This window comes from Nocardiopsis deserti, assembly GCF_008638355.1.
GTDB classification, from domain to species: Bacteria; Actinomycetota; Actinomycetes; order Streptosporangiales; family Streptosporangiaceae; genus Nocardiopsis; species Nocardiopsis alborubida.
The window spans coordinates 200,567-214,823 of sequence record NZ_ML703348.1; the positions used below are offsets into that span (position 1 = coordinate 200,567).

Here is a 14,257-nt window from a genome sequence, read left to right on the forward strand (position 1 = left end):
TGAAGCACCACGGCGAACGCCGCCCCGGAGGTCGTCCACAGGGCGGCTCTTGTCCGCACGCGGAGCGCCAGGCTTCGGTAGTGTCCAGTGCCATGCGCCTGCTGCACACCTCCGACTGGCACCTGGGCCGCTCCTTCCACCGCGAGAACCTCGTCGACGCCCAGGCCACCTTCCTCGACCACCTCGTGGAGACGATCCGCGAACACCGGGTCGACGTGGTGGTCGTGGCCGGCGACCTCTACGACCGCGCCCTGCCGTCGGTGGACGCGGTCCGGCTCTTCGACCGCGCCCTGGGGCGGATCCGCGAGACCGGGGCCCGGGCCGTCCTCATCAGCGGCAACCACGACTCCATGGCGCGGATGTCCTTCGCCACCGGCCTCATCGACGCCTCCGGCGTCCACCTGCGCAGCTCCCTGGACGGCGTCGGCACCCCCGTGGTCATCGAGGACGAGCACGGACCCGTGGCCTTCTACGGCATCCCCTACCTGGAACCGGAGATCGCGCGCCACCACTGGGACCTGCCCGAGCGGGGGCACGCGGCGGCCCTCGGGCACGCCATGGACCTGGTCCGCGCCGACCTCGCCGAGCGGCCCGGCACCCGGTCGGTGGTCCTCTCGCACGCGTTCGTGACCGGTGGTGAGCCCTCCGACAGCGAACGCGACATCTCCGTGGGCGGCGCCTCGCACGTGCCGGTCCCGGTCTACGACGGGGTGGACTACGTGGCCCTGGGCCACCTGCACGGGCGGCAGACCATCACCCCGTCCGTGCGCTACTCGGGCAGCCCGCTGGCCTACTCCTTCTCCGAGGAGCACCACGTCAAGGGCTACTGGCTGGTGGACCTGGACGCCGACGGCCTCGCGGGCGCCGAGTTCGCCGCGGCGCCCGTCCCCCGCCCGCTGGCCCGGATCCGCGGCCGGATCGAGGACCTGCTCACCCGTCCCGAGTGGGAGTCCCGCACCGGCCACTGGCTCCAGATCACCCTGACCGACCCGCGCCGGCCCGCCCACCCCATGGACCGGCTGCGCGAACGCTTCCCCCACGTGCTGGTCCTGGACTTCGCCCCCGAGGGCGGCGCCGCCGACACCCGTCCGGTCGCCGCCTCCGTCGCCGACCGCAGCGAGCGCCAGGTGGTCGGCGACTTCGTGGAGTGGGCCCGCGGCACCCCCGCCACCCCTGAGGAGGAGGCCCTCGTGAACACCGCCGTCGAGCAGGTCCGGCTCCAGGAGGGGACGCGCTGATGCGGCTGCACACCCTCACCGTCCAGGCGTTCGGCCCCTTCGCGGGCACCGAGAAGGTGGACTTCGACCGCCTCAGCGCGGGCGGGCTCTTCCTCATCCACGGCCCCACCGGCGCGGGCAAGACCACCGTGCTGGACGCGGTGTGCTTCGCCCTGTACGGCAGCGTGCCGGGCGCCCGCGGCAAGGACCGCTCCCCCAAGAGCGACCACGCGCCGCTGGACGCCGAACCCCGGGTGGTCCTGGAGTTCACGATCCAGGGACGCCGTATCTGGATCGAGCGCAAGCCGCGCTGGGACCGCCCCAAGAAACGGGGCACCGGCACGGTGTCGCAGAACACCAAGGTCGTCGTCAAGGAGTTCACCGGCGGCAGGTGGGAGGGCGTCACCACCCGCCCCGACGAGGCGGGGCAGTTCGTCAACGACCTCCTGGGCCTGACCCTCGCGCAGTTCTGCCAGACCGTCATGCTCCCCCAGGGTGACTTCGCGCGGTTCCTGCGCGCCAAGTCCGAGGAGCGCCGCGAGTCCCTGGAGCGCATCTTCAACACCCGGCTGTTCCGGGACGTGGAGACGTGGCTGGGCGCGCACGCCAGACGGCTCGAACACGAGGTCCGGACGGCCAACGGGCAGGTGCGCGCGGTCGCGGACCGGATCGCCGAGGTCGGCCGCTCCCGGGCCCCCGAACCGCCCGAGGAGCTGTCGGCCTGGGCCGCGGAGCTGGCCGTCGTCACCGCCGCGACCGCACACGACGCCGGACAGGTGGCCGGGGAGTTCACCGGGGCCCGCGAGGACGCCCAGCGGGCCCTGGCCGAGGGGCGTGATCTGCGCGTCCGCCAGGAACGGCTGGCCGACGCCCGTCGGCGCCGCGCCCAGCTGGCCGAGCACACCGCGTGGCGGGCCGCGATCGACGCCCAGCTCGACGACGCCGAGCGCGCCGAGTCGGTGCTGCCCTTCCTGCGCGCCCGCGACAACCGCCGCACCGAGCTGGACAAGGCCGAGCTGGCCGTCGCCGACCACCTGGCCCTGGTGGGCGGGCTGCCCGGTTTCTCCGCGCGGCCCGACGCGGCGGTGCCGCGGGAGGAGCTGGGCGCCGCCGAGCAGGAGCGCCGGGACGAGCTGGCCCGCCTGGACGCGCTGCGCGCGGACGCCGAGCGCCGCCGGTCACTGGGCCGCTCCGTCACCGCGTTCACCGCACGCCTGGACGAGATCGCCGCGCAGCTGGAGCGCCAGCGCGCACTGGCTGCCTCCCTTCCGCCCCGGGTGGAGGCGCTGACCGCCGAGCTGCGGCGCCTCCACGAGCAGGCCGGGCAGGAGGGGGCCGCCGAGACCGCCCTGGCCGCCGCCCGCAGGCGCCTCGACGCCGCCGCGGAGTACGAGCGGCTGGGCCGGGAGCTCGCGGAGGCGCAGGAGCGCTACCGCGGGGCCGTGGACGAGGCGCAGACCGCCCGCGACCGCGCCCTCGACCTGCGCGAGCGCCGGATCACCCACATGGCCGCCGAACTGGCGTCCGGGCTGGCCGACGGAGAGCCGTGCGCGGTGTGCGGATCGCTGGAGCACCCCTCCCCCGCCCGGCCCTCCGGGGAGGGCCTGGTCTCGGCCGAGGAGGAGCGACGGGCCCAGACGGCCGCCGACACCGCCGCCTCCCGCCGTACGGAGGCCGAGAGCGCCGTGGTGGCCCTGCGGGAGCGGCGCACCGCCGCGCGGGAGCGCGCCGAGGACGGCACCGCCGACACCGTCCGCGAGGAGGTGGAGGCGCACGCCGCGGCGCTGGCGGAGGCCCGGGCCGCCGCCGGTGAGGCCCGGCGGGTGGAGGAGGAGCTGGAGCGCGTCACCGGCGACCTGGAGCGCGCCCGTACCCGCGAGGGCGAGCTGACCCGGCAGGAGGCCCAGGTCGGGGCCGACCGGGACAACGCCGTCCGCGAGCACGGGAGGCTGACCGCGCTGCTGGACCGGGCGCGCGGGGACGACGCCGGACTGGACGAGCGGATCGCCAGGCTGGGCGGCGAGGCCGACCTGCTGCGCGCCGCGGCCGAGGCGGCCGTCAACCGCGACCGCGCGGCCGACGAACTGCGCACCGCCGTCGCCGAGGCCGAGCGGCAGCGGGCCGACGCCCGGTTCGCCGACGAGGCCGGGGTGTGGGAGGCCGCGCTGGACGAGGAGCGGCGCCGCGCGCTGCGCGAGCGCGCCCGCTCCTTCGACGGCGCCCTGGCCGCCGTCGAGGCGTCGCTGGCCGACCCGGAGCTGGCCGCGGCCGGGGGGCTTCCCGTCCCGGACCCGGAGGAACTGGCCGCCGCCGCGCGGACCGCGTCGGAGGCCGCCGACCGCGCGGTGGCCTGGCGGAGCATGCTGGAGGAGCGAGCGCGTCGGCTCGCCTCCCTGCGCGAGGAGCTCGTCCTGCGGTTGCGGGACTGCGAACCGGCGCTGCGCCGCTACGCGGTGGCCGAGGGGCTGCGCGGCCTGACCGCCGGGACCTCCTCCGACAACGCCGACAACGTGCGCCTGTCGGCGTACGTGCTGGCGGCCCGCCTGGAGCAGGTGGTGGCCGCCGCCAACGACCGGCTGGTGACGATGTCGGACGGCCGGTACGAGCTGCGCTACACGGTGGACAAGGCCGCCGGGGACGGGCGCGCGCGCTCGGCCGGGGGCCTGGGCATGCGGGTGGTCGACGCCTGGACGGGAGTGGAGCGCGACCCGGCCACGCTCTCGGGAGGGGAGACGTTCTTCAGCTCGCTGGCGCTGGCCCTGGGGCTGGGTGACGTGGCCAGCGCCGAGGCGGGCGGCGCCGACATCGACACGCTGTTCGTGGACGAGGGGTTCGGCACGCTGGACGAGGACACCCTGGAGGAGGTACTGGACGTCCTGGACCGGCTGCGGGACGGCGGACGGGCGGTGGGCGTGGTGAGCCACGTCGCCGACCTGCGGCAGAGGGTGTCCACCCGCCTGAGGGTGGTCAAGACGGCGGCGGGCTCGCGGGTGGAGCACACCGGCTGACCGCGCACGTCCACCCCGGATCCGGGCACCTCCGCTTCGGTGCGACAATGGCGAGCGTGAATTCGCTGGTCAACATCGCCGTGTTCGGAGTCGTGGGCGCCATCCTGATGGCGGCCCTGCTCGGTCTGCTCCTCGTCGTCTCCGGGAGCTCGCGCGGGGCTTCACCCCGGTCGCGGGCGGCGTTCGGGATCGCCTCCGTGGTGGTGCTGATCGCGCTGCCGACCCTGGCCGCGGCCAACACGCTGTCCGCCGGGACCGGTTTCTGGGCGGCGTTCGCCGCGGCCGCCTGCGTCGCGGCCGTCCTGTGCGCGGTCAACGTGGTGATGCTGCCGGTGGTGGCCCGCCGCCAGTCGTCGGGGGGCGGCCAGGCCGCGCTGTCCTCGCTCCGGCCCTCCCTGCCGCTGCTGGCCGCGGCCCTGCTGATCTGCCTGGTCCTGGGGCTGGTGGGGGCCTCCGTGGCCGCCCTGGCCGTCTGACCCCGTACCTTCCGTCCGCGCGCCCCGTGCCCTCCGGCACGGGGCGCGCCGCTTCGCGGATCCGCCCCTCAGTCCGGTCCCTCCTGCGCCCGGACCAGGGGAATGGCCTCGGCCAGGGCGTCGCGGTAGGGCGCCTGGGTGACCACGTAGCTGAACCCGTACCTCTCGCGGCGCTCCAGGATCGTGTCCGCGATCTCCCGCGGGGTGCCGATCAGCACGTAGGGGTTCTTCCACACGGGTTCCCCCTCGGGGAATACCCCGGGCCCCGCCTGCTCCAGGATCCGGGCGGTGGTCGCCTCCACGTCGTCGGTGACCGCCACCATCTGGACGAGCACGCTCGACTCGTACCCGCGTCCGGCGGCCCGCTCCCGGACCAGTTCCACCCGCCGCAGGGTCTCGGCCGAGTCCGCCACCGAGAACTCCCCCAGTCTGCGGCGCCGCCGCTGCGTGAGCCCGCTGAAGCCCACGATGTCGGCCCGCTCGGCGGCCATGGTCAGGGTCGCGGCCCCGTGCCCGCCGATCAGCAGCGGCGGCCGGGGGCGCTGGACGGGCCGGGGTTCCTGGCCGCCCTCGGCCAGCCTCCGGTCGAGCTCGTCCAGGGCCGCGGCCAGGTTCGCGGTCCGCTCGGCGTGGGGCCGCCAGGGGATTCCCGCGTCGTCGAACTCCGACTTCATGTGGCCCGAGCCCAGGCCCAGCTCGAAGCGCCCGCCCGAGACCTGGTCGAGGGTGGCGGCCTCGCGCGCCAGGAGCGCCGGGTTCCAGAACTCGTTGTTGAGCACGTAGGTGCCCAGCCGCAGGCGGCTGGTGGCCGCGGCCGCGGCGGCCAGGCGGACGAAGGGCGAGGCCATGCCCAGGTGGTCGGGGGCCAGCAGGACGTCGAAGCCCTGTGCCTCGACGGCGCGGCAGACGTCGGCCCAGTCCCCGGGCTCGTCCGCGAGCATGTTGGTTCCGAAGCGAAAACTCCTCATGGGGCCGAGCCAACACCACCGTGCGCCCCGGCGCCAGGGACCTTCACCCTCCGGGACGGGCCCGGGACGACGGCGGGGGCGCACCGGCCGGTGCGCCCCCGCGTGTCGGGTCAGCCGCCCTTGCTGGCGGCGGGATCGGGGTCGTCGTCCCCGGCCTCCGCCACCGGCGCGCCGCGCGTCCCCGACTCCTCGCCGGTCCGCGGCGGCGCCTCCGGGGACGCGGTGGCCGCGGCCGGGCCCGCGCCCCGGGAGCGGCGTTCGAGTTCGGCCAGGTAGGCGTTGTAGGCGTCCATGTCGGCGTCGTCGGAGCCGCCCCGGCGGCTGTGGCGCTCCCGGCGGCGCTCCTGCTTCTCGTCGTCGCGCGACCACTGCCGCACCAGCGCGATCATGACCAGCGCGGTGGGGATCTCGCCCAGGGCCCAGGCGACGCCGCCGCCCGCGTACTGGTCCGCGGCCTGGTCCTCCAGCCACGGGATGTCGAACTGGCCGTAGTAGTCCATCGCCAGCGGTTCGGACTGCATCATGATCGTGATGCCGAAGAAGGCGTGGAACCCCATCACCACCAGCAGCAGCAGGATGCGCAGCAGGAAGGGCACCTTCCTCGGCGCCGGGTCCACGCCCACGATGATCCAGTAGAAGAGGAAGCCCACCAGCAGGAAGTGCACACCCATGAGCAGGTGGCCCAGGTGGTCGTTCATCAGCGTGCCGAACAGCGGCGTGAAGTACAGCACGTAGGGGCTGAAGACGAACAGCGGGGCCGCGATCGCCGGGTGCGTGACCGTCTTGGAGAAACGGCTGTTGAGGAACAGGTTGAGCCACTCGCGCGGCCCCCGGTCCCCGCGCCGCGCGGCGGGTTTGAGCGCCCGCAGGGCCAGGGTGATCGGCGCACCCAGCACCAGCAGGATGGGGGTGAGCATCGACAGCACCATGTGCTGGATCATGTGCGTCGAGAACAGCACCATGGAGTAGGTCGCGAACCCGGTGAGCTGCGTGACCACGATCGTCACCAGCCCCGCCGCGAAGGCCACCGTCCGCCCCACGGGCCAGGAGTCGCCCCGGCGCACCAGCCGGACCACGGCTCCCGCGTACAGACCGCCCGCGACGAGCACGACCATGATGAAGAACAGGTCGGGGCGCCACAGGGTGAGCAGGGTCTGGGCGCTCATGGGCGGCGGGACGGGGAAGCCGAGGATGGCGGCGGCCGGGTCCACGGTGCCCTCCAGCGGCGGGGGCGGCGCGGTGCGCCCCAGACCGACGGACACGCCGATGACGGTGGCCATGACGAGCACCTCGGCCAGCGCCGCGCGCAGGAACAGCGGGCGCCGGAACACCTCCCCCGCCGGTCCCCGCGGGGCGTCCTCCAGGCGCTTGAAGACGAACTCGCGGTGCATGTAGCCGAACGCGCCCAGGACCCCGAACAGGATGATCTTGACCAGGATGATCAGGCCGTACTCGGTGGCGATCAGGTCCTCGATCGAGTACAGGCGGGCCAGCGCGCTGGCCGCGCCGCTGACGGCCACGCCGACGTAGGCCCACAGGGCCAGGCGGCTGAAGCGGTTGGCGGCCGCCGACGGGTCCTGGGCGTCGCGCCGCAGCGCGTGGTAGGTCAGCGCGGCCACGCCGCCCACCCACACGCTGATGGAGACCACGTGCAGGGCCAGCCCGGTCACGGCCAGCTCGTGCGAGCCGGAGGAGGCCGAGTGGCCGGTCAGCGCGGGCGGCGTGGTGGCGGCCAGGGCGAGGACGAGCAGCCACAGGCCGCCGGTGGCGGTGGTGGCCGTGCGGCCGAACAGGGCGATGCCGGTCGTGAGCAGGACGACGAACATCAGCGCGATGCCGCCCGAGACCGACCCGGCGTAGGCCGTGACCTCGTCGACGCTGATCTGGCCGACCTTGCGGGCCAGGAACTCCGCGGCCTGGAAGTACAGGGTGAACACGGCGGCGAGGGCCCAGACCAGGCCCGCCCAGCTGGCCGCGCGCACGTAGGCGGTCGCCTGCGGGGAGAGCCTGCCCTTGTGGGAGGGCAGCAGGACGGCGGCGAGCAGCAGCAGGCCGATCGCCACGACCGCGGAGGCGTCCATGGTGACCTTGGCCAGCGGCAGGCCCCAGCGGACCGCCTCTCCGGCGTCGGGCAGCCCGGGGATGACCTCGGGGAAGGCGGCTCCGCCGAGGACCAGGGTCAGGCTCAGGCCGGTCAGGCACAGGGCGGCGGCAGCGGCGGCGAAGAGGGGCGCCCGCCCCGTGCCCGGGGCGTCGTCATGGTGTTCCTTGAGGGGGGACTTCTGGTTCTGTGCGGGAGGAGCCACGCGCCACTCCGTCGTCGGTCTCGTTACAACTGGCTGGTCAGCGCCCTTGGCCGTGTGACCGCCTCGCCGCTGTCCGGAACTTTTCCGGCAGGGGCCGCGCACGGAGGAACACCTCGACCAAGGTTAGTCCGTCTACTACACAGTGTCGGACTTGGGCTTCCCCGTACACCCCCGCTGGCGGATCCGGGGCGCCCGCGGGGCGGACGGAAGAGCCGACGGGCGGTCGGAAGGGTCGCCGGAGGTGATCGGCGCCGCCCCCTCGCCCCTCCGGTGGGGCGGCGCGGGGGCCGGGATGTCGGATTCCCCCGTGCGGCGGGGCTCTTCGCGATACGCTCGGATCCGGTCGAGACGACGGTTCCCCCGCCTTCGGCGTCCGGCCTCCCCTCCCGTGCCACGGTTCCCCGTGGCGCCTCTCAGCACATCCTCCAGCGAGCGCAGCGAAGGGGACGGCGGATGGCCGTGTACGACAGTGTGGTCAGGTCCACGCGCGTGGTCGCCCCCGAGGGGGTCCGGCCCGCCTCCGTCGGGGTGCGCGACGGTCGGATCGAGGCCGTGGGCGCCCACGGCGCGCACATGCCCGCCCACGAGACGACCGACCTCGGCGACGTGGCGCTGCTGCCCGGCGCGGTGGACGTCGGCACCGGCGTGCACGTGCCCGGACAGGGCCTGGCCGAGTCCTACCGCCGGACGGGGACGGCCGCCCTGCGCGGCGGGGTGACCTGCGTGGTGGCCTCCCCCGCCCCGGCGCGACCCGCCCTCACCTGCCCGGACGCCCTCGGGGCGCACCAGCGCGCGGCGGCCCTGTCCCCCGTGCCGGTGCTGTTCCTGGGCGGGGTGGCCCCGGGCACCGGCCCGCTGGACCTGGCCGACCTCCAGTCCGCGGGGGCGGTGGCCTTCCACTGCTCGCTGTCGGACGGGGGCGCCCCGGACGTCGCGGCGCTGAACGACGCCCAGCTGCGCAAGGCGATGGCCGAACTCGCGGCGCTGGACAGCGTGCTGCTGGTGCACGCCGAGGACGCGGCCGAGCTGGGAACCCCGCCGCTGGCCGCGGAGCACCGGCCGCCCCGGGCGGAGCGGCGCGGGCTGGAGCGGGTGATCGCGGCGGCCCGCTCGGTGGGGACGCGCACGCACGTGGGGTCGTTCACGGCGGCCGAGTGCGCGGCGCTGCTGGCGGCGGCGGGGGCTGTGGGGGTGGCGCTGACGGCGCACACCTGCCCGCACTACCTGTGCCTGCCCTCGGAGTCGCTGGCGCCGGAGTCGCCCGCGCACGCCTGTCGGCCGCCGCTGCGCTCGGACGCCAACCGCAAGGCGCTGTGGAGCGCGCTGCTGGCGCGGGACTCGGCGATCACCACCGTGGGGTCGGGGCACCTGCCCGCCCACGGCCTGTACACGCTGGAGTGGAGCCTGTCGGCGCTGTGGACGGCGGCGCACCGGCGCGGCCGGGGCCTGGCCGACCTCGCGCGGTGGACGGCGCGGGCCCCGGCGGAACTGCTGGGGCTGGTGGGCAAGGGGCGGATCGCGTCGGGGTTCGACGCCGACCTGGTCGCCTTCGATCCCGGCGCGCGGGTGGCGATCCCCCCGGCGGACCCGAGCCCCTACGCGGGCCGGGAGCTGACCGGCCGGGTGGAGCGGGTGTGGATCTCGGGCCGCCCGGCGGGCGGCGTCCGTTAGGGCGACGCCCGGACTGACGGCAACCCGTGCGACAGCACCCGGTGGAGCGGTGCCCGGAGCGACAGCGCCCGGACTGACCGCGCCCGGGGCGGCGGCCTACGGAGCGGTGGGCTCCCGGGAGGATTGAGCCCGCGCACCACGGGCAGGTACCCGTGTCCCAGGCCACACATCGGTCTTACACCCTGTCAGCAAGATCGTCGACAGCGATGCATGTTGGCGATGGCGCCAGGGCACCCCCGCAGTTCACAGTGGGGGTATCAACGGCGATACCCGTAGGAGGAACCGTGCGCATCGGCGTGCCCCGCGAGATCAAGAACCACGAGTACCGGGTGGCCATCACCCCCGCCGGGGTCCACGAACTGGTCCGCCGCGGCCACGAGGTGGTCGTCGAGCGCGACGCGGGCCTCGGCTCCTCCATCTCCAACACCGAGTACGAGGCGGCGGGCGCGCGCATCCTGGACTCCCCCGACGAGGTGTGGGCCGCGGGTGAGCTGGTCCTGAAGGTCAAGGAGCCGGTCCCGGCCGAGTACCACCGCATGCGGGAGGGGCAGACCCTCTTCACCTACCTGCACCTGGCCGCCTCGCGCGAGTGCACCGACGCCCTGCTGGAGCGGCGGGTGACCGGCATCGCCTACGAGACCGTGCAGCTGCCGGACGGCTCCCTGCCGCTGCTGGCCCCGATGTCGGAGGTCGCGGGCCGCCTGGCCCCGCAGATGGGGGCGGTGACCCTCCAGCGGCCCAACGGCGGGCGCGGCGTGCTGATGGGCGGGGTGCCGGGCGTGCGCCCGGCGCGCGTGACCGTGATCGGCGCGGGCGTCTCCGGCCTGAACGCGACGCAGATCGCGGTGGGCATGGGCGCCGAGGTGACCGTGCTGGACCTGAACGTGAACAAGCTGCGGCACGTGGACTCCCTCTACCAGGGCCGGGTCAAGACGGTGGTGTCCAACGCCTTCGAGCTGGAGCTGTCGGTGCTGGAGTCGGACATGGTGATCGGGGCGGTACTGGTGCCGGGGGCCAAGGCGCCCAAACTGGTGTCCAACGAGCTGGTGTCGCGGATGCGTCCGGGCGCGGTGCTGGTGGACATCGCGATCGACCAGGGCGGGTGCTTCGAGGACTCGCGCCCCACCACGCACGCCGACCCCACCTTCCACGTGCACGACACGGTGTTCTACTGCGTGGCGAACATGCCGGGCGCGGTGCCCAACACCTCCACGCACGCCCTGACCAAGGACACCCTGCGGTACACGGTGGCACTGGCGGAGAAGGGCTGGCGGCGCGCCATGAACGAGGACGAGGCGCTGGCCGGGGGCCTGAACACCTTCGACGGCGACGTGGTCTCCGCCCCGGTCGCCGAGGCTCACGGGACCAAGCACCGCCCGTTGGACGAGGTGCTGAACCACGAGTAGTCGGCGGCGGAGCCGCCGCGCGACACGCCAATTCCCAGGGGCGTCGCGACGCAGGAAGTCAGTTGCCCGCCGTGAGCGACTCATCGAGGTGTTCGGCTGGGGCATCCCGTTCGAACGCTGTTCAGAGCGGCGCCGGAGGGGCTGGGACGCGGTCCGGGGAGACTCGGCACGGGCTCGGGGGGACGGCAATACCGCTCACCATGCGGGACCATCGTGGAAACCGACAGGCAGCGGGCCACCGGTCGCACCAGCACGTTCTCGCTGGCTGTCGGCGACTCGCCGAGCCGCGCACCCGCCCCACGCTCGCCGTGACCCATTCCACACCCGGGACCGACTCGCCCCAAAGGGTTTTTTGATTCACCCATCATTCATGTTTCCACCGCACTCGGCCCATCGGCACTGGAGCGTTCGAAGCAACACCAGAGAAGCAGCATGAAAAAAATACTGCCCAGATGCATCACTAATTGAAATCCATTCCTACGCGCAGAGGCGGAGTGAACCGGCCGGATCCCCGTCGACTCCGAGCCCGCCGTCGAACCCGACGCGGCATCAGGACAGGCACTGGTCACTGTTTCTGTCGAAGGGACGGGCCGGACGGAGGGTCCCAACAAGGCAGACGCCGCCCCGCGCCGCCGAACACGACACACCCGTGAAATCGGCATCCACCACGGGCGGGTAGGCTCCATCTCGGTGTTCGTGTCAGTGAGTTATCTGGATGGTGCGGAAAATGGAACCTCGATTCTCACGAACTGACCGTAGGAGGGCCCGCCCCACGGCTTTCGTGGTCGCCGCCACGATGTCCTTGCTCGCTCTCGGCTGCTCCAACGCGACGGACGAGCTGGAGGTTCTCTCCACCGGTACCGGCGCTGACGAGGGCCATGGTGAGGCACAGCTGGCCGGGACGCTGTCGGGGACCGCCGCCGAAGGGCTGGCCTGCTTCACCGTCACCGCCGAGGATGGACACAGGTACCTGGTCTCCTGGCCTGAGGGGTACTCAGCTCTGGACGGTCCACTACGGCTGCTCGATGAGAACGGCACCACCGTCGCCGCCGACGGTGACAGCGTCGTGCTCGTGGGTGGCACGGGTTCCGACGACGAGTCCGACATAGAGTGCGGCGACATCAGCGCGCCCGAGTGGCGCGCCGGTGGAGTCGTCTCTTCCGAGTGAGGACTGCCGGGGCTGTCATGCATGAGAAAACGTCGGCCCCGGCAGCACATGAGCACGGACAGCACGTCGCCCGGGCGGGCACGGAGCCCGTCCGGGGGTCCGCGCCGCCCGGCCGAACGGGTGGCGCGGACCGCACCGTTCGGGGTGGTCGCGCAGGTCGGCCGGGGGTACGGTCGGGGGGAAAGCCCGCGCGTCCGGCTCTGCGGCCGAACGCGGGAGGACGAGTACCGAGGTGGGACAGCGTGGCACACACCGGCTCGGCGACCGCGACCCGGATCGTCGAACTCGAGCTGATCCGGCTGCGGCCCCCGGCCGGCGGCCGCGGCTCCGGCGCCGACGGCCCCGTCCTGGTCCGGGTGGCCGACGGTGACGGCGTGAGCGGCTGGGGAGAGCTGTCCGAGGCCAGCGGGGCCCAGTGGGACGCCCTGACCCGTGCCTTCGCCCCCGCCCTGCTCAGCCACTCCTGGCGGCGTCCGACCGAGGCGGGCGAGGCCTGGGCCGACCTGCCCTGGGACCCGGCCGTGGCCGGTGCCCTGGACACCGCCTGCTGGGACCTGTGGAGCCGCCAGCGCGACACCCCGCTCTCGCACGCCCTGGGCGGGGAGCGCACCGCGCTCACCGCGGGGGTGACGCTGCCCCGCCAGGTGGCCGTGGAGTCGGTGGTCACGGAGGTGAACCGCCAGGTGGGTTCGGGTTTCCGGCGGATCCGGCTGGAGATCGCCCCGGGCTGGGACGCCGACGTGGTGCGCGCGGTGCAGTCGAGTTTCCCGTTCCTGGTCCTCCAGGCGGACGCGGGCTGCCGCTACACCGAGTCCCCCGCCGACCTGGACGCGCTGCGCGTCCTGGACGGGCTCGGCCTGCTGGCGGTCGAGGACCCCTTCGCCCCGGGCGACCTCGCGGCGCACGCCCGGCTGGCCGCCGAGCTGCGCACGCCGGTGGCACTGGGCCGGTCGCTGGAGTCGGTGGACGACCTCACCGAGGCGGTCCGGGCCGAGGCGGGCGGCGCGGTGAACGTGGACCCGGCCCGTCTGGGCGGCCTCACGGCGGCCCGCCGCGCGGTGGACCGCGCCGTGGACGCGGGCTGGCGGGTGTGGTGCGGTTCGTCGGCGGTGACGGGGGTCGGCCGCGCCGCGACGGTCGCGCTGGCCTCGCTGTCGGGGGCCTCGCTTCCGGTGGAGATGCCCGGAGCCGGGAACCGCGGCCGCGATCTGGTGCTCCCGCCCGTGCGCGCGCACGACGGCGTGGTGCCGGTCCCGCTGACCGAGAGCGGTCTGGGGCACACGGTGGACCGCGCCGCGGTGGCCGAGCGCACCGCCCGGGCCCTGGTCGTGGACGCCGACGGGCCGCGCGAGGCCCGGGTGGAGCGCGGTCGCGTCAACGGCGCCCGGCGGCGGCGCTGACCAGCGAGACTCCAGCCACCGCAGCCCAGCCCCGCCGCGCCCGGCCGGGTTCCCTCCCCCTAACCGAACAGCGTTAGGTAGAGTTGCGGCACCGTCCGGCCCCCGTTTCCGGACCCGACGACCGTGGAGGCGCGGTGCGCGTATTCGCCGACATCCAAGAGGTGCTCGCATCCCAGGGCGAGCACCTGGGCCACACCGACTGGGTGACCATCGACCAGGAACGGATCTCCCTCTTCGCCGACGCGACGCAGGACCACCAGTGGATCCACACCGACCCGGAGAGGGCGGCCGCGGGCCCCTTCGGGGGCACCATCGCGCACGGGTTCCTCACCCTGTCGATGCTGGCCCACTTCTCCCAGTCGGCGATCTCGCTGACGAGGAAGCCGAGCATGTCCATCAACTACGGGCTCAACAAGGTGCGCTTCCTCCAGCCGGTCGTGTCCGGCTCGCGCATCCGCGACGGCATCGAGCTCAGCTCGGTCCGGGAGACCCCCAAGGGCTACCTGGTCACCACGACCCACACCGTGGAGATCGAGGGCCAGGAGCGGCCCGCCCTGGTGGCCGAGTCGCTCGGCCTCTGGGTGCCCTGAGGGCCCCTTCCGGAGCCCGCGCCTCCCCGGAGCGGCCCCGGAACGCG

At 74.3% G+C, this 14,257-nt stretch carries 10 protein-coding genes; 8 read left to right on the top strand and 2 right to left on the bottom strand.

Going from position 1 to position 14,257, the window contains the following annotated elements:
- Nucleotides 1-80: 80 nt before the first annotated feature.
- From FYW99_RS03730 to FYW99_RS03740, 3 genes are read left to right on the top strand one after another with little or no spacing between them, the layout of a single operon-like run.
- The gene (locus tag FYW99_RS03730; protein WP_223838687.1) at nt 81-1,238 is read left to right on the top strand and encodes an exonuclease SbcCD subunit D; all 1,158 of its coding nucleotides are present in this window, start codon (nt 81-83) and stop codon (nt 1,236-1,238) included.
- On the top strand, nt 1,238-4,225 hold the full coding sequence (locus FYW99_RS03735) for an AAA family ATPase (protein ID WP_150250258.1): 2,988 nt from the start codon (nt 1,238-1,240) through the stop codon (nt 4,223-4,225). The genes FYW99_RS03730 and FYW99_RS03735 overlap by 1 nt, the downstream gene beginning before the upstream one ends.
- A gap of 47 nt (nt 4,226-4,272) precedes the next feature.
- Nucleotides 4,273-4,701: a hypothetical protein gene (locus FYW99_RS03740; RefSeq protein WP_150250260.1), complete on the top strand. Its 429-nt coding sequence runs from the start codon at nt 4,273-4,275 to the stop codon at nt 4,699-4,701.
- 68 nt (nt 4,702-4,769) lie between these two features.
- On the opposite strand, the gene FYW99_RS03745 is transcribed toward FYW99_RS03740, so the two are convergent.
- Both FYW99_RS03745 and FYW99_RS03750 read right to left on the bottom strand, forming a co-directional pair.
- A complete protein-coding gene (locus FYW99_RS03745; protein WP_150250262.1) occupies nt 4,770-5,669 on the bottom strand; it encodes a TIGR03621 family F420-dependent LLM class oxidoreductase in 900 nt (299 codons plus the stop codon).
- Between the two features lie 110 nt (nt 5,670-5,779).
- On the bottom strand, nt 5,780-7,975 hold the full coding sequence (locus tag FYW99_RS03750; RefSeq protein ID WP_150250264.1) for a bifunctional copper resistance protein CopD/cytochrome c oxidase assembly protein: 2,196 nt from the start codon (nt 7,973-7,975) through the stop codon (nt 5,780-5,782).
- Nucleotides 7,976-8,428: 453 nt separating this feature from the next.
- Here FYW99_RS03750 and FYW99_RS03755 point away from each other — a divergent pair, with 453 nt between their 5' ends.
- The 5 genes from FYW99_RS03755 (at nt 8,429) to FYW99_RS03775 (ending at nt 14,210) form a co-directional block, all read left to right on the top strand.
- Nucleotides 8,429-9,646: a dihydroorotase gene (locus FYW99_RS03755; protein WP_150250266.1), complete on the top strand. Its 1,218-nt coding sequence runs from the start codon at nt 8,429-8,431 to the stop codon at nt 9,644-9,646.
- A 284-nt stretch (nt 9,647-9,930) separates the two neighbouring features.
- Entirely contained in the window at nt 9,931-11,052 is a 1,122-nt protein-coding gene (ald, locus tag FYW99_RS03760; RefSeq protein ID WP_150250267.1) for an alanine dehydrogenase, read from the top strand.
- A 796-nt stretch (nt 11,053-11,848) separates the two neighbouring features.
- Nucleotides 11,849-12,220, top strand: coding sequence for a hypothetical protein (locus FYW99_RS03765; RefSeq protein WP_150250269.1), 372 nt, complete (start codon nt 11,849-11,851; stop codon nt 12,218-12,220).
- 242 nt (nt 12,221-12,462) lie between these two features.
- Complete coding sequence (locus FYW99_RS03770) at nt 12,463-13,620, top strand: enolase C-terminal domain-like protein (RefSeq protein ID WP_150250271.1); 1,158 nt, start codon at nt 12,463-12,465, stop codon at nt 13,618-13,620.
- 134 nt (nt 13,621-13,754) lie between these two features.
- Complete coding sequence (locus FYW99_RS03775) at nt 13,755-14,210, top strand: MaoC family dehydratase (RefSeq protein WP_150250273.1); 456 nt, start codon at nt 13,755-13,757, stop codon at nt 14,208-14,210.
- Nucleotides 14,211-14,257 lie beyond the last annotated feature (47 nt).